This is a genomic window from Sphingomonas sp. ID0503, assembly GCF_048565625.1.
Lineage (GTDB): Bacteria > Pseudomonadota > Alphaproteobacteria > Sphingomonadales > Sphingomonadaceae > JBLZUR01.
Genome location: NZ_JBLZUR010000002.1, coordinates 2377455 through 2400809, shown reverse-complemented (window position 1 = coordinate 2400809; position 23355 = coordinate 2377455). Strand labels below are relative to the sequence as shown.

Sequence of the window (23355 nt, the reverse complement as noted above, 5' to 3'; positions counted from 1 at the left end):
ATGCGTTTTCTGGTTGTGGAGAGTGAGACCAAGGAGGATCGTCAGGCCAGACGAGCGAGCGTCGGCGCAAGTGCGGGCGAAAGCTTCGCGGCAACGCTGCGCGAGCTGGTTCCCGGCTGCGACACCCAACTGACCGAACCAGCCGACGAGCAGAAGCAGCTCATGTCGGCGGAAGCGATCGGTCGCTTCGACGCCGTCTTCCTGGGGGGATCACCGCTGCACGTTTATGAGGAGGCGCCGGAGGTTCGCCGACAGCTGGCCTTCATGCGCGGGGTGTTCGCGTCCGGTACGCCAAGCTTCGGATCATGTGCGGGACTGCAGATAGCGGCGGCCGCTGCCGGGGGGAAGGTTCGCCGCATTGCGGGGCAGCGCGAAGCCGGCATCGCCCGCCGCATCATACGCGCGGCGTTGGGTGAGCGCCATCCGCTGCTGGAGGGCCGGCCGCCGGTATGGGACGCTGCGACGATCCACGGGGACGAAGTGTCCGAGCTGCCACCTGAAGGGCGAGTGCTTGCGACCAACGCCGCCGGGCAGATCAATGCTGCCGAGATCCGGTTCGATCGCGGGATCTTCTGGGGTGTGCAGTACCACCCCGAGTTGTCGCCGGGGGAGATCGGCGCAGCCCTGCGGCGGAGCGCTGAAACGCTCATCGAAGAGGGCCTCGCCCGGGATCAGGCGGATGTAGACGCTCATGCCGCCCTGTTTGCCCGTCTCGAAGAGAGCCCTTCAGACGCCGGGGCGAGGTGGCGTCTGGGCGTGAACGACGACTACGCCGATGAAGGTCGGCGTCGGCTGGAACTGCGAAATTTCTTGGGCCGCATCCGCCAGCTTAGCCCGAACTCATGAAGGCTGTAGGTTGTGCGTCCCGGCGCAATCGGGATGCTTGGCCGCGACTTGAACCTTGGCAGTTCACCTGATCAGGGGATGGAGACAAGCGTCCAGATCGCGACGCAAAGCATGGATGTCGCCGTGACAAGCGCGGTGGTGAGCAGGCGTATCCTGATCGGGCGAATGATCGTCACCTTATGTGCATCCAGCCTCGAAAGGCTGCGGCAGGCACGCTGCTGGGCAGAGATGAAGATGAACGCCGCGATCAGCAGGAAGACGGTCGCAATCGCCTTCGGCACCCAGGCGGGATGTAGCGCTTCGAACAGTGCGTTGAATCCAAGACCGATGCCGACTGCCGCCATGCCGGTGCGGAGCCAGCCTGCGTAGCTGCGCTCGTGCGCCAGGACCGTGCGATCCTCCGCCAGTTCGGTACGACTCTGCGCGAGGTTCACGCGATCCGACGCGCCACTCACTTTGGGGTTCCGCACTGCGGGAGAGCCGAGCGTGATCCCGATCTCGACTGTGCGATCACGCTGAACGATCCATCTGTCTCCAGCACAACCGCCGCGATGGCCGCCAGATCGCCGGCGCCGCTGCCACGGACGGCGGCGAATACCTCCTGGCGTGTCACCCGCTCCCGCCGGAGCGCCTGATCGTCGAACACGCCGTCTTCAAGCAACATGGCCGGTTCCGCCTTAGCCAGACGCCTGACCAGCCGCGAGCGCACCGAAAGGGCAGCGATCACATATTGGAGCAGCACGAGGACAAGAAAGGCGAGCACCCCTTCCGCAAGGGCGACGTCCTTGGTCAGGAGGATCGTTGCTAGGGTTGAGCCAAGCGCCACCGTCACCACGAGGTCGAACGCGCTCATCTTCGCCAGCGTGCGCTTGCCGCTGATCCGCAGGATCAGCACCAGTGCGAGATAGGCTGACGTGCCAAGGATGAGGACGCGCAGCAGTCCGCTCCAGCTGTCGAAGAACATGTTGGTCCTCAGGATTGGCCCGCCCATGGCAAGCATCGCTGATGGGGAAAGCGCCGGGCCTTGCAGGGTTCCGGCGAAGGCGCGATGCCAGGCGTCCTCAAAGCACCTTCGCCGCGAACCGTGACGCACGACCGCTGGTCTTGGCCCGGCATCTGCTGCATGGCATCGGCCGAGACAACGGGTTGGATGTTGTGAACGAAGGTGCCGGGATCATCGGCATATCCCGCTCCTTACATCGGCATGGTGTCGCGCAGTTCGGATCTGTCCGGACGCGGATGGGTTGATGGACGGGTGGCGAGCATAGGAAAACGACGGCGATGAACCTCTTCGATCCGCCGAACGTGGACGCCGCGACCGACGTTGGTGCCTCCGGCGGGCCGGCGTGGCGACGCGCGTTCTCGCACGGCATCGATCACGAGAGGGTGCTGGCGCGGATCGTGGAGGAGAGCGGCTGGTCCGCGCGGTTCATCTTCATGATTATGATGTCGGCGGGCATCGCTGTGCTCGGACTGCTGCTCTCGTCGCCCGCGGTCGTGATTGGCGCGATGCTCATCTCGCCGCTGATGAACCCGATCCTGGGGCTTGGCTTCGGCCTTGCGACCTTCGACTTCGCGGAGATGCGCCGGTCGCTTGCCGCGCTCGCGTCGGGCACGCTGATCGCTGTGGCATTCACCGCCCTGATTGTTCTGGCATCACCGCTCAAAGCGCCGACGGCCGAAATCCTCGCGCGCACCCGCCCGAACCTGTTTGACTTGCTCGTGGCTCTGTTCGCGGCACTGGCGGGGACCTTCGCGATAATTCGGGGCCGCGGCGAGACGATCACCGGCGTGGCGATCGCGACCGCGCTGATGCCGCCGCTTGCCGTTGTCGGCTACGGTATCGCGACCTGGAACCTGCCGGTCTTCGGAGGGGCGCTGGCCCTTTTCGTCACCAACTTCGTGACGATCGCGCTTTCCGCCACGGTGATGGCGCGTCTCTACGGCTTCGGTCACCAGCTCTCCCACCGGCAGAGCTGGCTTCAGACTTCGCTGCTGATCCTGGTTTTCGTCGCGATGGGAGTGCCTCTCGCGCTCTCCTTGTCACGGATCGCGCGCGAGGCGCTGATCGTGTCTCAGGTGCGCTCAATGCTGAGCGAACAATTCGGTGCGCAGTCGCGGGTCACCCAACTCGACATCGACTTCGACGCCGAACCCGCAGCCATTCGGACTGTCGTGATCGCGCCGCAGGCTGCGCGCGCCGACGTGGCGGGGCTGGACAAGCGCATGGAGGAACGGCTCGGAAGAGCGGTCGACCTTCAGCTCGATCAGGTCCTGCTCGCCCCCGGGGCGACGGCCTTGGACGCGCAACGCACCGAACTCCAGCAAGCCAAGGAAAGCGCCGCGGTCGCCGAGCGCGAGAGCGATGCCCTCGCGCGCTTAGTGGCGCTGGCCGCCGGAGTTTCGGCCGAAGCGGTTACGCTCGATCGCGATCATCGCCGAGTCGAAGCATCCGCGGCGGCACTCCCGGATGCGGGGCTTGCCGCCTATTGGGTTCTTGAACAGCGGATCAGGCAGGCGGTCACCGGCTGGAGCGTCGCGATCCGCCCGCCCCTCAAAGAGCTTCCGCCAATTTCCTTCGCGGACGGCAACGACCAGCTCGATCCGACGGCACGGCGCGCCGTCCTGCTCTCCGCCTGGGCCGCCAAGAGGTGGAACGTTCCCGCGCTCACGGTGCCGGGATTTCGTGGTGGCGAGCCGGCGGAGAGGCTCACGCTGGCGCAGAGGCGGGGGGCGGCGGTGGCGGATCAGCTTCGGCGGGCCGGGGTCGCTCCGGTCGCCGCTCCTGCCGAGGGCCAGAGCTTCAGGCTGACGCCGTCCACGCCGGCAACCGAGCCGCTATGAGTCCTGCGGCGCTAAGCGCCGTCATTCTCGCCATCGCGCTCCTACTGTTTGTTTCGGAGCGCGTAAGGCACGATCTCGTTGCGCTCCTGGCGTTGTTCGCCTCCCTGGTGCTCGGGCTGGTCTCGCCAGACGACGCGCTCGCGGGCTTCGCCGACCCGGCGGTGATTGCGGTAGCCGCCATCCTCGTGGTCGGCCGCGCGGTGGAGCTGTCGGGCGTCGCGTCGGCGCTCGCCAGGACACTGATGCCGCAGCGAGCTCCGTTTCCGCTGCGGCTGACGATGCTTCTTGTCGTCGCGGCCTTACTCTCGGCCTTCATGAACAACATCGCGGCACTAGTCATCACCATGCCGATCGCGGCCGAGGTCGCCCGCGATGCCCGACAGCCGCCGACGGCCACGCTCATGCCGCTCGCGTTCGCGACCATCCTCGGCGGTATGACCACGCTGATCGGAACGCCCGCCAATCTGATCCTCTCCTCGGTCCGCGAACGCGAGCTTGGCGCGCCGTTCGGCTTCTTCACGATGACGCCGGTCGGTACTGCGGTGACGATCGCAGGCCTGGTCTACCTCTCGATCGCTGGGTGGCGCCTCTTGCCCATCCGCGCAGCAGAGGAGCGGGCGAGACAGCGGCCCTGGCGGGTGTTCGAGCTGCTCGCCCCTTCCGATCAGCCGGTCGGGCCGCTTCTGCCGCGTCTGAGGGAGGCCAGCGCACGCCTGCTGGCGGTATACCGCGATGGCGGGCTCCTCGTCGCGAGGGAGGACCTTCGCGAGGGTGACCGGCTGCTCGTGCTCGCGCGGGAGAACCAATGGGATGTGGCAAAGCAGCTTCAGCTCGATCCGACCGTTCCCATGGAACAGAGCACGGATGCCGTCACGACCCGCGTGGTCGTGGGCCATGGCTCGCCGCTGATCGGCCTTGCTCATGATGCGATCCGCATCCGAAGCGATGAGGCGCTGACGGTGGTCGCTGTCGGCCCGCGTGCCGCGCGGGAGCGAGCCATGCTTCCGCGGATGCGCATTCAGGCTGGCGACCAGCTTCATCCGCGGCTCGGCGGACGCAATCGCGCGCTTCGCGCCAGCCGCGCGCCTGCTGGAGATCGATCGGTTCGATCCGCAGCCCATTGCCTCCGCTCGCGCCATAGCCACGGTGCTGCTGTTCCTGGCATCGATCGCGGCCATCGTCCTCGGCGGTGTCTCGCCCGCGCTGAGCTTCCTCGGGGCGGCGGTGCTCTTGGCCGCTCTGCGCCTGCTGCCGCCCAAGGAAGTCTACCGTTCGATCGATTGGACCGTGATCGTTCTGCTGGCGGCGATGATCCCGGTCGGGCGCAGCTTCGAAACGAGCGGAGCGGCGGAGATCGCGGCCGCGTGGCTGGGCCAGGCGCTTGCCGGCCTGCCACTGGTGGCCGTCGTCGCTGCGCTGTGCGCGACGACGCTGCTGCTTTCGATCTTCCTCAACAATGTCGCGACTGCGATCATCATGGGGCCTCTCGCAATCGACGCCGCCAAACTTCTGGGCGTCTCCCCCGATGCGGCCCTGCTCGCCGTGCTGATCGGAGCCTCGGCGGATTTTCTCACCCCGATTGGACACCAGAACAACCTGCTGGTGATGGGACCGGGCGGCTACCGCTTTGGCGATTATGCCCGCATGGGTGCGCCGCTGGTGGTGATTGTCGTCGGCGTTGCAGCCGTCGTCCTGTCCGGCGGCTGACCCGGCCAAGCCACGCGCGGTCGCCTGATCGGTGCTGTCTTAGCTCAGGCCAGCCCGTCGCGCGCGGTTTGAGGAACGATCTCGACGACGAGGTCGCCTGCTTGCAGCACGGCATCGTCTTCCCAGAAGCCGAGGATCCGCTCGCCGCGATACAGCCGAAGCCCCTGTCCGGGCCTGATGTCCCGCAGGTGTAGTCCTATCTCCCCCCCAGCGACCGGCCGCTCCTTCAGCGCGACCCGACCGTGAGAGGTGACAAGGTCGGAGACATAGTCGGAAATATGGGCGCCCATGCTGGAGCCGGCCAGCAGCTGCCCCCCGAAGCTTACCGGATTGACGATGATCCTCGCCCCGGCATCGCGGGCGAGATCCTCGTTTTCCGCAGCGCGGACCAGCACGGCCACGGGCACAGCCGGCGCCAGGCGGCGTGCCGTGAGCGCGATGAGAACGGCGGTATCGTCACGGTTGGGCGCGATGATCAGGGCGCGCGCGCGCTTGATCCCCGCGGCCTCGAGCACAGCATTGTGGGTTCCGTCGCCGTGTACGGTGGCGAGCCCCAGCTCCAGTGCCGCCTCCAACGGCTCCTCCGCCTCGTCCACGACGACGATCTCGGCGGGAGGGCAGCCGCGCCTTACCAGCTCCGCCGCAGCCTCCGCTCCCGTCGCGCCGAAGCCGCAGACGATTGTATGATTGTTCAAGCGCCGTTGTGCCGCCGCCATGCGCCATCGCTCCCAAGTGTTGCGCAGCACGAACGTGTAGGCCGTGCCGAGAAAGATCAGCCACACGAATATGCGGACCGGGGTCACCACGAAGGTGTCGAACATACGCGCGCGATCGGTGACCGGCACGATGTCGCCATAGCCGACGGTGGTGACCGTGATCATCGTGAAATAGATCACGTCGCGGAAGGATACATGCCCGTCGACATTGTCGCGCAGCCCGCCCCGGTCGAGCCAGTGACCCGCCAGTGCGATCCCGACGAGCAGCAGCGCCGCGCCGATGCGGATCGCCAGAGCCGCGGGCGCGCGCAGGCGGCTTCGCCGGAAAAAGCGTGGTGCCGAGCGGACCGTCGCAGGGCGCGGGTTCAGCATTCGCGCCGTGCCCATCTCAGCACTGCGTAGCCGACGAGCGCCGAAGCCACCGAGCCGACCAGCACGCCGATCTTGACCGCATCGTCGAGCGGAGGCCCCTCGCCAAACGCGAGACCTCCGATGAACAGGCTCATCGTGAAGCCGATACCGCAGAGCACAGCCATTCCGTAGAGCTGGGCCCAGCTGGCATGCGCAGGCTTGTCGACGATGTTCGCGCGGATCAACGCCCAGCACAGCCCGAACACGCCGAGCTGCTTGCCGGCGAATAGGCCAGCAGCGATGGCGAGGGGCACCGGCGCGAGCATCGCCGCCACATCCAACCCGCGAACGTCGACGCCCGCATTTGCAACGGCGAAGATCGGCAGCACTGCATAGGCGATCCACGGGTGCAGCGCATGTTCCAGCCGGTGGAGAGGGGAACCCGTATCCTCGGGGCGCGCGGGCGTGCAGGTAATCGGCACCGTCAGGGCCACCGCCACGCCCGCCAGGGTGGCATGCACGCCCGACAGGAGGACACCATACCACACCCCAAGACCAATCAGCAGGTAGGGCCAGATCGCCCGCACGCCCGCCCGGTTGAGACCAACGAGCACCACCAAGCCGAGTGCGGCGGCGAACAGCGGCATCGGGGATAGATCGCTCGTATAGAAGAGTGCGATGACGATGATCGCGCCAAGATCGTCGATGACCGCGATCGCCGTCAGCAGCACCTTGAGGGATACCGGCACACGCGACCCGATCAGCGCGAGCACACCAAGCCCGAACGCTATGTCCGTTGCCGTGGGCACCGCCCAACCCCGCATTGCGACCGGATCAGCCCGGTTCACCGCGATATAGATGATGGCGGGGACTGCCATCCCCGCAACAGCTGCGGCAAGAGGCAAGGTCCGCCGCGACCAGGTCGAGAGTTGCCCGTCCAGCAGTTCGCGTTTGAGCTCAAGCCCCACAAGAAGGAAGAACAGCGCCATCAACCCGTCGTTGATCCAGTGCAGCGCGGACAGCCCGGCAAGCTCCACATGCAACAGGCCGAAATAGGTCTCACTCAGACCAGAGTTCGCGATGACAAGCGCGACCATGGCAGCGGCAACGAGCACGATTCCGCCCGCCGCCTCTCCTGTCAGTATCGCCCGGAGTGCGGATTGAGGCTTGGCTTGATTGGGCGAGGTCATGGTGGGCCTTTAGCGAAGCGATGCGTCTTCGTCGCCCATCCGTTCAGACGCTCGTGAGGGAAACGGCGAAGGGCTCCAGATTTTTGTCGCAGGCGTGCGGAGCGATGGGCCGACGCCGTGCATTATCGAATGACCGATCGGGGAGTGCCTCATGAAGATCTCGCTGCTTGCTGCCGCCCTTCTGTCTGCTTCGCCCGCTCTGGCGCAGAGCAGCTCTGAGGACAGCGACAAGCGGCCGGTCGAAGCGCATTTCTTCGAGCTGACCCCCGTAAAGCCCGACGCGGAATTCGCGCAGCGGCTCAGGCTTCCGAAGGGATACCGCGCCGCCGTGTGGGCCAGCGGGCTCGGCAATACGCGCATGATCGCAGTGGCGCCTGACGGGTCGGTTTACGTCAGCCGGCGTTCCGAAGGGGACATCATCCGGCTGGCGGACACCGATCATGACGGTCGCGCTGACGGACCGCCGAGCGTGATCGTGAACCGGCCCGGACTGCACGGCCTGGCCATCCACGATGGTCGCCTCTACTTCATGACGGCGCGCGAGGTCTTCCGCGCTCCGCTCCGCCCGGATGGCGGGATCGGCGTAGTCGAGACTCTGATCGATGACTTGCCCGACGCCGGCCAGCACCTGAACCGGACGCTCGCGGTCGGGCCTGACAAGATGCTCTACATCAGCTCCGGATCGACCTGTAATGCCTGCGACGAATCCAGTCAGGAGAACGCCACCATCCTGCGCGCGAGCCTGGACGGGAAAAAGCGTCAGGTCTGGGCATCGGGCTTGCGCAACACGATCGGTTTCGGCTGGCATCCGCTTACCGGCGAGCTTTGGGGTTGGGACCAGGGCATCGACTGGCTGGGCAACGACATGCAGCGCGAGGAGATCAATCTGATCGAACAGGGCCGCCGCTACGGCTGGCCCTATGTCTTCGAGAACGGCAAGCTCAATCCGCAGGACGAACCGCCCGGCGGCATCACTGGTGCGCAATGGGCGGCCGCTTCCACCAATCCGGTGCTGATGCATGTCGCCCACTCCGCGGGCATGCAATGGGCGTTTCATCCCGGCGGCGGGTTCGGCCCCGATGTGGCGGGCGACGCCTTTGTCGCGCTGCGTGGCAGCTGGAACCGCAAGCCAGCCTCCGGCTATGAACTCGCGCGCGTCCGCTTCGACGCGGCTGGACAGCCGACGCGCGTCGAAAGCTTCGTCAGCGGCTTCATGGGATCAGACGGAGCGAGCCATTATGGCCGCCCATCCGGTGTCACGATCATGCGCGATGGATCGATCCTGCTGTCGGACGATGCCATTGGCATCCTCTATCGCATCAGCTACGACGGAGCGACCGGCGAGGCCAAGGCGCTGGCGCCCCCAAGCGGTCCGATGCTGCGGCAGGCGGCGCGCGGCGCGAACGTGCCGCTCGCGCTGAAGCGGCCGGAAGCACGGGCACGCGATCGCGCGCCGATGCGCGTCACCGCGCCGGCCTTCGCCGCGCAGACGGCAATTCCGCGCGAGCATAGCGAGTACGGCCTCGGCATTTCGCCCGCCCTGAGCTGGACAGCCGTCTCAGGTGCCGCGACCTACGCGATCATCATGGAGGATCCCGACGCAGCCGATCCGAAGCCCGTGGTTCACTGGGTTGCCTGGAATATACCGGGAAGCGTCACGAGCCTGCCGGCCGGCTTGCAGGAGCGCGATCGGCTGAGCGGTGAACCGCTGGAGAGCATGATGCAGGGCGCTACGAGCCGGGGAACGGTCGGCTGGTACGGCCCGCGCCCGCCGAAGGGCGATGGCCCACACCGCTACCACTTTCAGCTGCTCGCCCTCGATCGCCCGCTCGATCTGCCGCTCGGCACGACCCGTGATCAGCTGCTCGCTGCTATGGTCGGTCACGTGCTCGCAAGCGGCGAACTGCTCGGGCTCTATACAGAAAAGACGCCCTGATCTCAAACCTGACGCACTGCATCCGCCCCGAGCGTCTGATCGACTTTCGATCCAAGGTGGCTGTCAGATCATGGCGTGGCTAACACGGCCGCGCCCCGTGCCAAAAGTGGCTCATCTTTTAGCGGAATGGATTTCGACAGGATCGAGGAGACCTGCCGGCATTCCCCAGGACGTGTGCGCGTGAGTTTCGGCTGGGACCTCAACTCTACAAATGATTGTGGGGCTGCGATCCCGCAGGTGACCGCGCGCCACGCCTTGGAAGTTTGGCCAAGCCGCCTCGGCGAAAACTTTCAGTATTCTATTCTTCCCGACATCTGGAAGAGCCGAGGCCTCCTTGGCCCTCTGATAACCCGAGACCTAGATCTAGCTGACAGCGGAGAGCTATTTCTGACGAGCGGTCACTTTTAAGAGGTGTGGCGGTCTAGGTGGCCCCAATCACGTGCTCGTCAGGACGGATTAACGAACGACAGCAACTCACTACTCAGCTCCCGAAGCGGCCATTCCGCTTTCCACCATCAGTGACTTTTGCCTTGGGACTGCGGGAGGCAGCTGGGGAGGGGCGCATAGCTCGCCTGGCCTTGGCGTCGAGCCGCAGGCTTGACGCCAAGGCAGGATCGGCAAAATACCCGCGCATGATCGCCTCTGAGCTGAAAGACCTGATCATCCGTAAGCTTGCGAAGGAGAACGGCGGCGGCCTAGCACGATGGCGCCAGATACTGGGCGAGCTGAAAGTTTACCCGCGTTCCACCCATGCTCACTGCAACTGGGATGTGCGACCAAGTGGCGCGCAATGCGATGTCGTGATTGCCGAGCGCGCGATCGATGCCGTCAGGGTGTCGCACCCGTTCGTCGGCTGACCGCCGCCGCCGGACATCTTCGCTGATCGGGTCAGTCCTGCTCGCCGGTGAGTACCCGGGGTGCGCGAAAGATGGCGTCGCCAATGCTCGTCGGCTTCTTGCGGCTGTCCTTCAGTGCACTTGGTGCAATGGGCGTCACCAGATGGCTAATGTTCTTGAGGGTGTCCGAATAGCCGTGGACTTCGCCTGCAAGCAGAGCGAAGCCAAGGACGTGAGTCGCGCCCCGCATGAACGGGCGCTGCCCCGATCGACGCTGGTCGACGGGGCTTCGGCTGATGGGAGCGGCACCGTGCCGCTCCGATCAGCGGAGACGACCATGACCAACGCGACCAACACCCAGCCCAAGCGCCGAGCCAAGAAGGCCGAGGCTCAGCCGGCACCGCCGCCACCCAGGACAAAGTCCGAGCTGGTGCTCCAGCTGCTCGGGCGGGGCGAGGGTGCCACGCTTGCGGAACTCGCCGGTGCCACCGGCTGGCTGCCCCACACGACGCGGGCTGCGCTTACGGGACTTCGCAAGAAGGGCAACGCTATCCTGAAGGACAAGCGGGGCGAGGAGACCTGCTACTTCGTCAAGGCAGCCTGACATGGCGAAGCTCGAGCGGCAGATCGAAGCGCTGGCGACATCGTCGCCAGCGCGGCTGCGCGATCACTGGCAGGACCTTTACGGATCGGCGGCACCCAAGCTGTCGCCTGATCTGCTTCGGATGGGCATCGCCTACAGGATGCAGGAGCAGCGCTATGGCGGCCTGTCCGCCGCTGTGCTGCGGCGGATCACTTCTCGGGAGGCTGCTCCTGCACCGATCGCCGCGCCCAAGCTGAGCGCGGGCGCGCAGCTCATCCGCAGTTGGCGCGGGCGGACCATCATCGTCGATGTGGAGGAGGGCGGGTACCGCTTCGAGGACCGACGCTACACCTCGCTCAGCCAGATCGCCCGCGAGGTGACCGGCGCGCACTGGTCGGGGCCGCGCTTCTTCGGGCTGACCTCGGCCAAGGTGATGCGGGGTGGCTAAGGCACCCAAGCCGCTCACCCGCGACACGCGTCAGGTCCGCTGCGCCATCTACACGCGCAAGTCGACCGAGGAGGGGTTGGAGCAGGAGTTCAACAGCCTCGATGCGCAGCGCGAGGCTTGCGCGGCCTACATCGTCAGCCAGCGTCATGAGGGCTGGGTACTCGTATCCGGCCACTATGATGATGGTGGCTTCTCCGGCGGCAACATGGAGCGGCCCGGCCTCAAGCGGCTGATGGCCGAGGTCGAGGCAAGCCGAGTCGATGTGATCGTCGTCTATAAGGTCGACCGGCTCACCCGCAGTCTGGCCGACTTCGCCAAGATCGTTGAGGTCCTTGACGCGAAGGGCGCCAGCTTCGTCAGCATCACGCAGGCCTTCAACACGACCACCAGCATGGGCCGGCTGACGCTCAACGTCCTGCTCTCCTTCGCTCAGTTCGAGCGCGAGGTCACCGGCGAGCGCATCCGCGACAAGATCGCCGCATCCAAGCGCAAGGGCATGTGGATGGGTGGACCGGTGCCGCTCGGGTACGAAGTACAAGACCGCCGCCTCGTGGTTCATGAGACCGAGGCCGAGCTCGTCCGCCACATCTACGATCGGTACGTGCAACTCCCGTCAGTCAACGCGCTGATCGAAGAGCTCACACGCGACGGTCACAAGACCAAGATCCAAGTCCGCACCAGCGGCCCACATCGTGGCGGGCAGCCGTTCAGGCGCGGCACGCTCTACCATCTGCTGTCGAACCGCATCTACCGGGGCTTCATCGTCCATCGCGGCGAGGCGCATGCCGGTGAGCATCCGTCGATTGTCAGCGGGACGCTCTGGGACGCCGTCCAGCAGAAGCTGGCGGAGCGAGGACCTGGCGGAGGCTTCGAGCGGACGCCACGCCAGTCGCACCTGATCGGCCTGCTCTACGATGGGGAGGGCAGGGCCATGACCCCGAGCCATGCATCGCGTGGGCCGAAGCGCTACCGCTACTACATGACCCGAGAGGCCGATGAGCAGCGTCCGCGCTGGCGGGTCAGCGCGCATGACCTCGAGCAGGTCGTCGCCAATCGCATCCGCATGTTGCTGCGTGACCGCAATCAGATCACCCGCATCATCGCCACGGCTGCTCCAGCATCAGCGTCTGCAGGAGCAGCCGTGGCCGCCCGGCTGGCCGACGACCTCAAGCTCGAGCAGCTTCCCGACATCGGCGTCGAGAAGGTCACCTTGTACGAGGAGCAGATCGAGATCCGCATCCCCGATGTTCGCTTGATCGAGACCCTGATCGGCGGCAACTGGTCAGAGAGGATCAACACCATCACGACCTTGTCGGCGCAGGTCGAGCGCGTGCGGCGAGGGCATGAGCTGCGGCTCGTTCTGGCTGGTGCGAACGACAATGTCACACCTGCTGCTGCTCCGGACGAGCGAATGATCGCGCTGCTCGCTGAGGCGTTCGCCATCCGCGATCTCGTGATCGCCAAGCCTGAGCTATCAATCGCCGCACTCGCGTTCAGTGCTGGCGCTTGCCGCAAGCGCTACGCGCGCCTGTTGCAGATCAGCTGGCTTGCACCCGACATCATCAGGATGATCGCTGACGGGGCGCAGCCCTCCAGTCTCACGGCCGCCAGGCTGATGAGCGCGCCCATCTCCGCGAACTGGGCTGAGCAGCGGACCGCGCTGCTCCCCTAATCGCCTTCCCGAGTTGCTGACGAAGCGCGCTTACGAGCAGGCGCAGCTGCATCAGCGTCGCTTACCGCGATGCTGACAGGCATAAGTGAGGTCTGGAAAACCCGGCCCTGAGACTGGAAGAGAAAGCGGCCGCTCTGGGGCGCGATCAGAGACGCTCTCCGCCTCACCGCACCAACCGGCCTCAGCAAACCCCCGGAAATAGCGGGAGATTTCCGGTTGCCGCCGTAAACCTTCACACGCTCTATGATTTCAGGACTGAGTGGTGCGGTCGAGAAGACTCGAACTTCCACGGCCTTTCGGCCACAACGACCTCAACGTTGCGCGTCTACCAGTTCCGCCACGACCGCACATCAGGTGAACTGCCGGGGAGGCCCCGGCGTCCGGTAGGCGGGTGCCTCTAGCAGGGCGATCCCGGTGCTGCAACGGCTGTCTTAGCGTTCCGAAATCTCCTATCCGGACGGCATGAGCACGCCTTCCGCCTCGCTCGCCGCGGAGGCGCGGCGTCTCTTCGCGCTGGCATGGCCGGTCGCGCTGACCTCGCTCAACTGGACGACGATGCACCTGATCGACGTCGCGATCGTCGGCCATGCCGGATTGGACGAGATTGGCGCGTTGGCAGCTGGCCGGGCGGTGACCTTCATCTCCATCGTGATGGGGCTGGCGGGTCTGTCCGGCGTGCTGGTCTTCACCTCGCGCGGGGAGGGAGCGGGGTTGATCGCGGAGAGCGGTGACCAGCTTCGCCGTGGCTTCCTCTTCGCCGGCATCCTGGGGCTCGCCGCCTGTCTGATCCTCCGGCTCTGGTCGGTCGAGATGGTGCGCGGAATCGGCATCGCGCCGGATCTCGTGCCCGGCGGGGTGGAGGTGCTGCGCGCGATGGCGCTCGCCTATCCCGGCCAATTCTGCCTCGCCGCAGCATCCTACTTCCTGGAGGGCATCTCCCGTCCGGGCCGTGTGGTGGTGGTGAACCTCGTCATGCTGCCGTTGAACGCGGCGCTGGCATGGGCCTGGGTCGGCGGACATTGGGGTCTGCCAGCGCGCGGGGCGGTCGGCGCGGTGCTGGCCACAGCGTCGATCTCTACGCTTGGTCTCGTGCTGCTGCTCGTCTCCACCTGGCTGCTGCCCGACGCGCGGGAGCGGAGCCTGCGTGACATGTCCCTCGCCGCCTGGGCACGCGCCGCTTCGCGCCTGCCGGAACTGATCCGCTTCGGCATCGCCCCGGCCCTCTCGGCGGGGCTGGAGCTTGCCGGCTTTTCCTGGCTGATCGCGCTTTCCACGCAGATCTCCTCCGCCACCGCCGCCGCCTTTCAGGCGGTGTTCTCGCTTCACACCTTCGCCTTCTCATTCGCATTGGGCTTTGCATCTGCGGCGGGCGTGCGGGTCGGCAATGCCGTCGGTGCGGGAGAGCGCGAGGCGGCGAGGAGCCGAACTTTGCTCGCCGCCGGAATGGGTGCCGCGACGATGATCGCGATCGGATTGGTCTATCTCTGCGCCACCGGTCCGCTCACCCGGCTGCTTTCGGACGATCCGTCGGCGCTTGCGATCTCGGTCGTCCTGCTCACGATCATCGCGCCGCTGATGTTCTTCGATGGCGTACAGCTCGTCTTTACCTACGCGCTCCGCTCGCTCGGCGATCAGGTGGCGGCGGGGATCAATTCGGTGATCGCCTTCTTCCTGTTCACCGGCGTGCTCGGCTGGCTGCTTGTCAGGAACGGCTTCGGCGCGGCGGGTCTCGCCTATGCCTTCGTTGCGGGGATGGTCGTCGCTGCCCTGTTGCAGGGCGGGCGGTTCCTGTGGGTCACAGGGCGCGATCGACGAAGCGCAGGTTGATCGCGTCCGCCCCGCGCGGCACGTCGATCTCCGCGCTGTTGAACTCGACCGCGCGACCGGCCGGCAGCGTCGCGACCGGCGCGGAGATGCGCCAGCTGTAGACCGCCTTGCCGCGCCGGTCGCGCAGCTCCGCCTGGATGTCGGGGACGGGCAGGGCGGTGAGCGTGGGATTGCGGATGCGTCCGCCCATCACGAACAGCTCGTTACCGCTGGTCATCGCCCGCCGCTCCGGCTCCCGTAGCAACTCGATGACGAGCGGGCTGGGTGCGCTCTGCCCGCCGAGCAGCCGGTCGCGCATGTCGCCGCCGAACAGGTAGAACCCGCCCGCCGCGACCCCCGCAATCAGCAGGGCGACGAGCAGGATCGCGGCGATCCATCGCCACGGCCGGCGACGCGAGACGAAGGGAGGCGTGGCGGCGAACGCATCCTCACCGCCCTCGTCCTCGGAAGGGGCATCGGGAACGCTACCCTGCGGTTCGATCGAGGCGGGAATCTCCGGCGCGCCGGCGCCGCCCGTGTTCCATGCGGTGCCGCATGCCGCACAACGAACCTGGCGTCCTTCCGGCGGGATCGCGCTGTCAGGCACGTCATACTGGGTGCCACAGGATGGACAGGTTACGATCATGTCTGGGGTCGCTCCGCCATCGGCATCGATCCTATGCACGCGCCCTTGCGGCGGCAAGCTTTACGCGGGTCCGGCCGCTGTGCGATTGGCGCGGCAATGGCAAGCATCGTGCAATTCGAGAATGTCGGGCTTCGCTATGGCAAGTCGCCCGAGACGTTGAGCGATGTTTCGCTCGATCTCGACCGTGGCAGCTTTCACTTTCTGACGGGGCCTTCGGGGGCGGGCAAAAGCTCGCTGATCGCGCTGATGCACCTTGCGATGCGGCCTAGCCGCGGCCTCATCCGCCTGTTCGGGGAAGCCGCGTCACCGACGGATCGCGGCCGCGCCGCGCGCCTGCGTCGCCGCACCGGCATGGTGTTCCAGCAGGCGCGCCTCCTGCCCGAACTGACCGTTGCCGAGAACGTCGCCTTGCCGCTGCGCATCGCAGGCGAAGACGAGGTGAGGCAGCCCGTGACGGAGATGCTCGACTGGCTGGGCCTCGGCCATCGTAGCGATGCCATGCCCGAGACGCTTTCGGGCGGGGAGCGGCAGTGCGTCGCGGTGGCGCGGGCGGTTGTTCACCGGCCCGAACTCCTGCTGGCGGACGAGCCGACCGGCGACCTAGACGCGGACTCGGCCTATCGTCTGCTCGGCCTGTTCGATGCGCTGAACGGGATGGGGACGACGGTGGTGCTGGCGACGCACGACCTTTCGCTGCTCGATCGCATCCCGCGCGCGGGCGTGCTGCAACTCGCGGGCGGGAGGCTGGTCGGTGAGTAAATCCCGCATCCTGCCCCGCGACCGGGCGCCCACCGACGCGAGCCTGCCGTGGATCCTCGCGCTGCTGACCATGGTGGCGACGCTGCTCGCCGCGGCGGCCTTCGCGATCGCGGATTTCCGGCGCGACTTCGCCGGTGCGCCGGGACAGGTCACGCTCGCCATCATCGAGGCGGACGGCCTTGCGCGGGAGGAGAAGGTCGCTGACGTCCTCACCCGCCTTCGCGCCGCGCCGGAAGTCGCGCGGGCCGAACGCGTCCCCGCTGCAGAGGTCGAACGGCTGGTGACGCCGTGGCTCGGCCGCCACGCCGGGCAGGCGGTGCCGTTGCCTGCTTTGATCGATGTCGCTGCGCGCGATCCTTCCCAGCCGATTGCGGCAATTGCGAAGCGCATCGCTCCCTCGGCCGAGCTCGCGGAGCATGACGAGATGGCGGCGGGGCCACTCACCATCGCTGCCTGGGCCTGTGCCGCCGGGTCGCTAATCGCCATCCTCGCCGCCGGCTGGATGGTGATCGGCGCGACGGCCGCCCGCCTGTCGCGTCAACGCGAGGCGATCACCCTTATCCACCGGCTCGGCGCGAGCGACCACCAGATCCTCTGGCCGATCCTGATCGAGATGGCACGTCCGTCTGTGCCCGGCGTCATCGGCGGGGCGGCAGTGGCTGTCGCGCTGGTTTGGCTTGGTTCGGCGGCGGTCTCGATCGGCTTTCCCGCTGGCTCGGCGGTCGGGGCGGCGCTGCTGGTCGCGGCGGCGGTGCTTGCCGTGGGCTTGTCGCTGGCGACCTTGCGGGTCCGATACACCCTCGGCCGGCTGGCGTGATCGCGCGGCTCTTCTCGCTCCTGCTGATCGTCTGGGCGCTCGGCTTCGGCTGGTTCGCATCGACCCTGCCCGCGCCGGCCGACAACAGCACGACCGATGCGATCGTCGTGCTCACGGGCGGTGCGGGGCGTATCGAGCGCGGCGTCGCCCTGCTCTCGGCGGGCAAGGCGAAGCGGCTGCTCGTCTCCGGCGTCGATCCCACCGTGCGCCCGCACGAACTTGCCCTGCAGGCGAAGGCACCGGCTGCGCTGTTCGACTGCTGCGTCGATCTCGGGCGGGAGGCGGTGGATACCCGGTCCAATGCGGACGAGACCGTGCGTTGGCTGCGTCGTCGCCACTATGTCAGCGTCCGGCTGGTCACTACCGACTGGCACATGCCGCGCGCCCGGTTCGAACTGGAGCGTGCGTTGGGGCGGGAGGGTGCCGCGGTGACGATCCTTGCCGATGCGGTACGCAGCGAACCGGGCTTCGCCATGCTGCTGGCGGAATACAACAAGTACCTGTTGCGCCGCATGGCGGTGATCTTCGGCCTCTGACGCTTTCCCGGCAGCGGGTCAGCCTCTAAGGCGTGCCCGCGTTCGCCCTGTTGGAAGGCCATTCCCATGAAGACCCGCGCCGCCGTCGCGTTCGAAGCCAAGAAGCCGCTGGAGATCGTCGAGCTGGACCTCGAAGGTCCGAAGGCGGGCGAAGTGCTGGTCGAGATCATGGCGACCGGCATCTGCCACACCGACGCCTACACCCTCGACGGCTTCGACAGCGAGGGCATCTTCCCGTCCGTCCTCGGCCATGAAGGGGCCGGCATCGTGCGGGAGGTGGGGGCAGGCGTCACCAGTGTCGCGCCCGGCGACCACGTCATCCCGCTGTACACGCCCGAATGCCGCCAGTGTAAGTCGTGTCTCAGCGGCAAGACCAACCTCTGCACCGCGATCCGGGCAACGCAGGGCAAGGGGCTGATGCCGGACGGCACCACCCGGTTCAGCTACAAAGGGCAGCCGATCTTCCACTATATGGGTTGCTCGACCTTCTCGAACTTCACCGTCCTGCCGGAGATCGCGGTGGCGAAGATCCGGGAAGACGCGCCGTTCAAGACCAGCTGCTATGTCGGCTGCGGCGTGACCACCGGCGTCGGTGCGGTGGTGAACACGGCGAAGGTGCAGGTGGGCGAGAACGTCGTCGTCTTCGGCCTGGGCGGCATCGGCCTCAACGTGATCCAGGGCGCGAGGCTGGCGGGCGCGGGCAAGATCATCGGCGTCGATATCAACCCGGATCGGGAGGGATGGGGCCGCCGCTTCGGCATGACCGACTTCATCAACTCGAAGGGCTTGAGCCGCGAGGAGACGATCGCGCAGGTGCTGGCGCTGACCGATGGCGGCGCCGACTACAGCTTTGACGCGACCGGCAATACCGAGGTCATGCGCACCGCGCTGGAGGCGTGCCACAGGGGCTGGGGCACCAGCATCATCATCGGCGTGGCGGAAGCGGGCAAGGAGATCGCCACCCGCCCGTTCCAACTGGTCACCGGCCGCAACTGGCGCGGCACGGCGTTCGGCGGTGCCAAGGGCCGCACCGACGTGCCGAAGATCGTCGACTGGTACATGGACGGCAAGATCCAGATCGACCCGATGATTACTCATGTCCTGAGCCTTGAGGAGATCAACAAGGGCTTCGACCTGATGCACCGGGGCGAGAGCATCCGCAGCGTCGTGGTGTATTGATGGTGGAGGCGGGGGACCCGTCCTGGGTCCTGACCTTCACCTGCGCGGACGGACCCGGCATCGTCGCCGCTGTGAGCGGTGTGCTGGCCGATAACGGCGGCTTCATCCTCGACAGCCAGCAATATGCCGACCTTGAAACCGGCCGCTTCTTCATGCGGGTGGCGTTCAAGGCGGCGGCCGGCCACTTTCCGGCGGACACGGCGGCTTTGCGGCAGGCGTTCGAGGCCGTTGCCGAGCGTTTCGGCTTCGACTGGCAACTGGCAGGCGCGGAGGAGCGGCCGCGTGTCCTGATCGCGGTGTCGAAAGGGTCGCACTGCCTGAACGACCTGCTGCACCGCTGGCGGACCGGCGGGCTTCCGGTCGACATCATGGGCGTGGTGTCGAACCACCCGGACCTCCGCCGCCTCACCGAATGGCACGGCGTTCCCTTCCACGAGCTTCCCGACGGCAAGGCAGGTCAGGAGGCGGCGATCCTCGATCATTTCGAACGGACACGGTCGAACTACCTGATCCTTGCCCGCTACATGCAGATCCTCTCGCCGGCGCTGTCCGGGCGGCTGGCCGGTCGCTGCATCAACATCCACCACAGCTTCCTGCCCGGTTTCAAGGGCGCGCGGCCATACCACCGGGCGCATGAGCGGGGTGTGAAGCTGATCGGTGCCACGGCGCATTTCGTGACGGATGACCTCGACGAAGGGCCGATCATCGAGCAGGCGGTCGAGCGTGTCGATCATCGCGCCTCGGTGGACGACCTGATCCGCATCGGGCGCGATATCGAAGCGCAGGTGCTCGCCCGCGCGGTACGCTGGGTGGCGGATCGACGCGTGTTGTTGAACGGCAATCGAACGGTGGTGTTCAGATGATCGACCAGATTGCAGGCCATCGCGCCTTCGGTGGGACGCAGGGCGTCTACAGGCACCGCTCGATCGCAACCGGCACGGAAATGACCTTCTCGGTCTATGTGCCGCCGCATGAGAGCGGGGCGCGTTTGCCGGTGGTGTGGTTTCTCTCCGGCCTCACCTGCACGCACGCCAATGTGACTGAGAAGGGCGAGTACCGGGCGGCCTGCGCCGAACTCGGCCTGATCTTCGTCGCGCCTGACACGTCGCCGCGCGGTGAGGGCGTCCCCGACGATCCGGCGGGTGCTTACGACTTCGGCCTTGGTGCCGGCTTCTACGTCGATGCGACCGAAGAGCCTTACGCCGCCCATTACCGGATGTGGTCCTATGTTACGGAGGAGCTGCCTGCCCTCGTCGCGAACTGCTTTCCGGCGGACATGGCGCGGCAGGGGATCATGGGCCATTCGATGGGCGGGCATGGCGCGCTGACCGTGGGCCTGCGCTTCCCTGATCGCTTCCGGGCCGTCTCTGCGTTCGCGCCGATCGTTGCGCCGTCGCGGGTGCCTTGGGGGCAGAAGGCGCTGGGCGGCTATCTCGGGCCGGATCGCTCGGCCTGGCGTAGGCATGACGCCGTCGCTTTGATCGAGGACGGCGCGCGCCTTCCTGCGCTGCTGGTCGATCAGGGAGAGGCGGACACGTTCCTGGAAGAGCAGCTCAAGCCGGAGCTTCTGGCCACCGCCTGCATGGACGCCGGCATCGACCTCACTCTCCGCATCCAGCCGGGCTATGACCACAGCTATTACTTCATCTCCACCTTCATGGCCGACCACCTTCGCTGGCATGCGGAGCGCCTAATCCGGTAGCTGCATCAGCGGCTCGCCCAGCCGGATGTGGCGGCCCTCTTCCAGCCCGGCCGCCAGCGTCATCCCCTCGGGTGCCAGCACGACGATGGTCGATCCGTGTTCGAACCAGCCCATCTCGTCGCCCTTGCGGAAAGGTGCGTTGCAGGGCGTCACCCGCTCGCCATCGTCGCGCACCGTCTTCTCCGCGTCGAGAAAGGGCAGGCGGATCGAGCTGACCAGCACCGCCGCCACCGGCACCAGCACCAGCCGCTGCCCGCCCGCGTCCAGCCGCGCGCGGATCGGCGCGCGCTCGTTCTTGCAATAGAGACGCTCGACCCGCTTCAGCGCGATCGGGTTCACGTTCCAGGTGTCGCCGGAGATGTAGCGCACCGCCTCGACCGTCAGGTCGTAGGGCGCGTGAAAGCGGTGGTACATTCCCGCCGTCAGCCGCAAGGTCACGAAGCTACCGCCTTCAAATTCGGCCGCATCGCTCGCATCGCCGAGCAGATCGGCGAGCGTATAGGGGAAGCCCTTGATCTGGTGCACCTGCCCGCCCGCGATCCGGCCATGCGCCCCGACGATCGCGTCGCAAGGGCTGATGACGATGTCGCGGCGATGGTCGATCGCCCGCGCACCCGCCTTTAGCGGCCGGGTAAAGGCGGCATGGAGGCTGGGGAACGCCTTCTCCGCCGCGTCGCTCAGGTCCACGTCGCAGAAGAAGCGCCACATCGCGATCGAGGGCCGGCTGACTAGTGGATGGCGCACCTTCGAGATCCGACCCATCGCCCGGCTGAAGGCGATGCGGGGGATGCGGTTGGTCAGCAGGAAGTTGAGGTCCTCCTGCGCGGCTACCGCTGCGAAGGCCGATTTGAGTGTCATCATAAGGTCGCATGTCTTTCATAGTGCATGACAGCGTGATGACACCGCTCTCCGCCACGCTAGCCTTTCTTGGCGCGGGCGCCGCCGCCTTCGCCGTCCGCAAAGCGCCCGCCCGCCTCCGCCTCTCCCGCGCCAAGCACAAGTCGCTGACCGGCCATGTCCGCTGGGGCAAGCGCATCGCGAGCCTCGTCCGCTTCTACGAATATGATGGCGAGCGGTTCTTCCGCGCCGACGATGCGCCGGTCGATGTCGCGGAACGTCGCATGGTCGGTCTCGCCCGCCTCTCCGCCCTCTATCGCGAACGCTTCCCGAAAAGCGCCGCCCTCACCGCCGAGGCGCGGGAGGACATCTCCGACCTGCAGTTCACCGGCACCTACCGCGTGCCGTTCCAGTTCAGCCGCCAGCTTCGCGCCGCGCTGCCGATGGGCAACTTCCTCGCCTCGACCGAAGGGGTGACCGCGACCGACCTCGACGGCAATTGCTTCTACGACCTGACCGGCTCCTACGGCGTCAACCTGCTCGGCACCGACACCTACAAGCGGCTGGTGGACGAGGGGATCGCCGCCACCCGCGATCTCGGCCCGATGCTGGGCGGCCTTCACCCGATCGTCGCAGACAACGTGAAGCGATTGCAGGCGGTTTCCGGACTGGACGAGGTGTCGTTTCACATGTCGGGGACGGAGGCGGTGATGCAGGCGGTGCGCCTTGCTCGTTACCACACAAGGCGCCGCCGGCTGGTGCGCTTCGCCGGGGCCTATCACGGCTGGTGGGGCGATGTGCAGCCGGGCATCGGCAACCCGATCCCCGCCGACAACACGCTGACCTTGGCGGACATGAGCGAGCGCACCCTGCGCGTCCTCGCCACCCGCCGCGACATCGCCTGCGTGCTGGTCAACCCGCTGCAGGCGATGCACCCCAATTCGGGCGCGCCGGGGGACAACACGCTGGTGGACGGCAGCCGCCGCGCCGAGGTGGACCGCGCCGCCTATGCCGAATGGCTCCAGCGCCTCGCCGAGGTGTGCCGCGCGAGCGGCATCGTCCTTATCATGGACGAGGTCTTCACCGGCTTCCGCCTGGCCGCCAAGGGTGCCTGCGAGTATTTCGGCGTGCAGCCGGACATGGTCACCTACGGCAAGACCTTGGGCGGCGGCCTGCCGGTCGGCGTACTCTGCGGCCGGGCGGAGTTGATGAAGCGGTTCCGCGCCGATCGCCCGGTCGATATCTGCTTCGCGCGGGGCACGTTCAATTCGCATCCCTATGTCATGGGCGCGATGAACGCCTTCCTCCGGCTGTGGGAGAGCGGGGAGGGGCGGGCGCTCTACGCGGGGGTGGACGAACGCTGGAATGCGCGGGCGGCGGACCTGAACGCGCGGGTGGCGGCGGAAAGTCTCCCGCTGCGCATCGTCAATCTCGGGACGATCTGGACGGTGCTCTACGATGTGCCGTCGCGCTACAACTGGATGCTGCAATTCTATCTGCGGGCGGAGGGGCTGCTGCTCAGCTGGGTCGGCAGCGGGCGGATGATCTTCAGCCTGAACTACGACGACGCGGATTTCGCGGCCGTGGCGGATCGCTTCGTCGCGGCGGCCAAGGCGATGCAGGCCGACGGATGGTGGTGGGTGCCGGAGGGCGCGACGAACAAGACGGTCAAGCGGCAGGTCCTCAGGGAAACGTTATTCGGCGTGAGATGAAGTCGAGTGCCCTCGTCCAAGGCGAGGGGGGCCGCAAAGGTAACGACTTTCCCCATACGTCCGCACAAGACTGCGACGAACCGAGTGTCGGCGATCCGCCGAGCGCGAGGCGATCGTTTTCGAGAATGAGCGCGGACGAGTCGGTCATCCGACAGTGTGTGGCCGAAGAGGCTGCATGTAGGACAGAAGAAATTGCGAGATGCGGCGGGCAGGACTGCGGCCCGCCCCGACA

Annotated in this window: 23 protein-coding genes, 1 tRNA gene and 1 pseudogene; 17 read left to right on the top strand and 8 right to left on the bottom strand. The window is 66.8% G+C overall.

Translation table 11 applies throughout. From position 1 onward, the window contains the following. The gene (locus ACM608_RS12740; RefSeq protein WP_419683615.1) at window positions 1–846 is read left to right on the top strand and encodes a type 1 glutamine amidotransferase; all 846 of its coding nucleotides are present in this window, start codon (window positions 1–3) and stop codon (window positions 844–846) included. A 71-nt stretch (window positions 847–917) separates the two neighbouring features. Here ACM608_RS12740 and ACM608_RS12735 read toward each other — a convergent pair whose 3' ends face one another. Together ACM608_RS12735 and ACM608_RS12730 are read right to left on the bottom strand one after the other, a co-directional pair. After that, window positions 918–1301, bottom strand: coding sequence for a YidH family protein (locus ACM608_RS12735; RefSeq protein ID WP_419683613.1), 384 nt, complete (start codon window positions 1299–1301; stop codon window positions 918–920). Beyond that, on the bottom strand, window positions 1298–1837 hold the full coding sequence (locus ACM608_RS12730; protein WP_419683611.1) for a DUF421 domain-containing protein: 540 nt from the start codon (window positions 1835–1837) through the stop codon (window positions 1298–1300). The genes ACM608_RS12735 and ACM608_RS12730 overlap by 4 nt, the downstream gene beginning before the upstream one ends. Before the next feature lie 290 nt (window positions 1838–2127). Between ACM608_RS12730 and ACM608_RS12725 the strand changes: the two genes are divergently transcribed. The 3 genes and pseudogenes from ACM608_RS12725 to ACM608_RS12715 all read left to right on the top strand — a co-directional run bounded on the left by ACM608_RS12725 (window position 2128) and on the right by ACM608_RS12715 (window position 5397). Continuing rightward, window positions 2128–3690 carry a DUF389 domain-containing protein gene (locus ACM608_RS12725; RefSeq protein ID WP_419683609.1) on the top strand — a complete coding sequence of 521 codons (1563 nt, stop codon included), beginning with the start codon at window positions 2128–2130 and terminating at the stop codon, window positions 3688–3690. Further along, window positions 3687–4280, top strand: a pseudogene (locus ACM608_RS12720) (SLC13 family permease); the annotation flags it as partial. The gene ACM608_RS12725 and the pseudogene ACM608_RS12720, both read left to right, overlap by 4 nt. 388 nt (window positions 4281–4668) lie before the next feature. Beyond that, window positions 4669–5397: an SLC13 family permease gene (locus tag ACM608_RS12715; protein ID WP_419683607.1), complete on the top strand. Its 729-nt coding sequence runs from the start codon at window positions 4669–4671 to the stop codon at window positions 5395–5397. Window positions 5398–5441: 44 nt separating this feature from the next. On the opposite strand, the gene ACM608_RS12710 is transcribed toward ACM608_RS12715, so the two are convergent. Further along, window positions 5442–6485, bottom strand: coding sequence for a potassium channel family protein (locus ACM608_RS12710; RefSeq protein ID WP_419683604.1), 1044 nt, complete (start codon window positions 6483–6485; stop codon window positions 5442–5444). After that, on the bottom strand, window positions 6479–7654 hold the full coding sequence (gene nhaA, locus ACM608_RS12705; RefSeq protein WP_419683603.1) for a Na+/H+ antiporter NhaA: 1176 nt from the start codon (window positions 7652–7654) through the stop codon (window positions 6479–6481). The genes ACM608_RS12710 and nhaA overlap by 7 nt, the downstream gene beginning before the upstream one ends. A 151-nt stretch (window positions 7655–7805) precedes the next feature. Between nhaA and ACM608_RS12700 the strand changes: the two genes are divergently transcribed. Continuing rightward, window positions 7806–9590, top strand: coding sequence for a YbhB/YbcL family Raf kinase inhibitor-like protein (locus ACM608_RS12700; protein ID WP_419683599.1), 1785 nt, complete (start codon window positions 7806–7808; stop codon window positions 9588–9590). 632 nt (window positions 9591–10222) lie between these two features. Further along, complete coding sequence (locus ACM608_RS12695; protein ID WP_419683597.1) at window positions 10223–10447, top strand: hypothetical protein; 225 nt, start codon at window positions 10223–10225, stop codon at window positions 10445–10447. 31 nt (window positions 10448–10478) lie between these two features. On the opposite strand, the gene ACM608_RS12690 is transcribed toward ACM608_RS12695, so the two are convergent. Further along, entirely contained in the window at window positions 10479–10676 is a 198-nt protein-coding gene (locus ACM608_RS12690) for a hypothetical protein (protein WP_419683595.1), read from the bottom strand. Window positions 10677–10763: 87 nt separating this feature from the next. Between ACM608_RS12690 and ACM608_RS12685 the strand changes: the two genes are divergently transcribed. Genes ACM608_RS12685 through ACM608_RS12675 form a run of 3 tightly spaced genes read left to right on the top strand, consistent with a single transcriptional unit; the run spans window position 10764 to window position 13129 of the window. Then, window positions 10764–11030 (top strand): DUF3489 domain-containing protein, encoded by a 267-nt coding sequence (locus ACM608_RS12685; RefSeq protein ID WP_419683593.1) that lies wholly within the window; start codon window positions 10764–10766, stop codon window positions 11028–11030. 1 nt (window position 11031) lies between these two features. After that, complete coding sequence (locus ACM608_RS12680) at window positions 11032–11457, top strand: DUF2924 domain-containing protein (protein WP_419683592.1); 426 nt, start codon at window positions 11032–11034, stop codon at window positions 11455–11457. Continuing rightward, window positions 11450–13129 carry a recombinase family protein gene (locus tag ACM608_RS12675; RefSeq protein ID WP_419683591.1) on the top strand — a complete coding sequence of 560 codons (1680 nt, stop codon included), beginning with the start codon at window positions 11450–11452 and terminating at the stop codon, window positions 13127–13129. The genes ACM608_RS12680 and ACM608_RS12675 overlap by 8 nt, the downstream gene beginning before the upstream one ends. Window positions 13130–13389: 260 nt before the next feature. Here the strand turns inward: ACM608_RS12675 and ACM608_RS12670 are convergent. Further along, window positions 13390–13476, bottom strand: a tRNA-Leu gene (locus tag ACM608_RS12670). Window positions 13477–13591: 115 nt separating this feature from the next. Here ACM608_RS12670 and ACM608_RS12665 point away from each other — a divergent pair. After that, window positions 13592–14956: an MATE family efflux transporter gene (locus ACM608_RS12665; protein ID WP_419683589.1), complete on the top strand. Its 1365-nt coding sequence runs from the start codon at window positions 13592–13594 to the stop codon at window positions 14954–14956. Here the strand turns inward: ACM608_RS12665 and ACM608_RS12660 are convergent. Next, window positions 14925–15581 carry a zinc-ribbon domain-containing protein gene (locus tag ACM608_RS12660; protein WP_419683587.1) on the bottom strand — a complete coding sequence of 219 codons (657 nt, stop codon included), beginning with the start codon at window positions 15579–15581 and terminating at the stop codon, window positions 14925–14927. The two genes, ACM608_RS12665 and ACM608_RS12660, sit on opposite strands and share 32 nt — an antisense overlap. Before the next feature lie 96 nt (window positions 15582–15677). On the opposite strand from ACM608_RS12660, the gene ACM608_RS12655 reads away from it, so the two are divergent. From ACM608_RS12655 to fghA, 6 genes are all read left to right on the top strand, one after another. Continuing rightward, window positions 15678–16340 (top strand): cell division ATP-binding protein FtsE, encoded by a 663-nt coding sequence (locus ACM608_RS12655; RefSeq protein WP_419683585.1) that lies wholly within the window; start codon window positions 15678–15680, stop codon window positions 16338–16340. Beyond that, window positions 16333–17157, top strand: a complete 825-nt coding sequence (locus ACM608_RS12650; protein WP_419683583.1) for an FtsX-like permease family protein — start codon at window positions 16333–16335, stop codon at window positions 17155–17157. The genes ACM608_RS12655 and ACM608_RS12650 overlap by 8 nt, the downstream gene beginning before the upstream one ends. After that, window positions 17154–17693 (top strand): YdcF family protein, encoded by a 540-nt coding sequence (locus tag ACM608_RS12645; protein WP_419683581.1) that lies wholly within the window; start codon window positions 17154–17156, stop codon window positions 17691–17693. Before ACM608_RS12650 ends, ACM608_RS12645 begins: the two co-directional genes overlap by 4 nt. Window positions 17694–17759: 66 nt before the next feature. Next, on the top strand, window positions 17760–18872 hold the full coding sequence (locus ACM608_RS12640) for an S-(hydroxymethyl)glutathione dehydrogenase/class III alcohol dehydrogenase (RefSeq protein ID WP_419683579.1): 1113 nt from the start codon (window positions 17760–17762) through the stop codon (window positions 18870–18872). After that, complete coding sequence (gene purU / locus ACM608_RS12635) at window positions 18872–19735, top strand: formyltetrahydrofolate deformylase (RefSeq protein ID WP_419683577.1); 864 nt, start codon at window positions 18872–18874, stop codon at window positions 19733–19735. Before ACM608_RS12640 ends, purU begins: the two co-directional genes overlap by 1 nt. Continuing rightward, window positions 19732–20574, top strand: a complete 843-nt coding sequence (gene fghA / locus ACM608_RS12630) for an S-formylglutathione hydrolase (RefSeq protein WP_419683575.1) — start codon at window positions 19732–19734, stop codon at window positions 20572–20574. Before purU ends, fghA begins: the two co-directional genes overlap by 4 nt. On the opposite strand, the gene asd is transcribed toward fghA, so the two are convergent. Beyond that, window positions 20563–21432, bottom strand: coding sequence for an archaetidylserine decarboxylase (gene asd, locus ACM608_RS12625; RefSeq protein WP_419683573.1), 870 nt, complete (start codon window positions 21430–21432; stop codon window positions 20563–20565). The genes fghA and asd overlap by 12 nt on opposite strands. An 11-nt stretch (window positions 21433–21443) precedes the next feature. On the opposite strand from asd, the gene ACM608_RS12620 reads away from it, so the two are divergent. Then, window positions 21444–23123, top strand: coding sequence for an aminotransferase class III-fold pyridoxal phosphate-dependent enzyme (locus ACM608_RS12620; protein ID WP_419683571.1), 1680 nt, complete (start codon window positions 21444–21446; stop codon window positions 23121–23123). The last annotated feature ends 232 nt before the right edge of the window (window positions 23124–23355 follow it).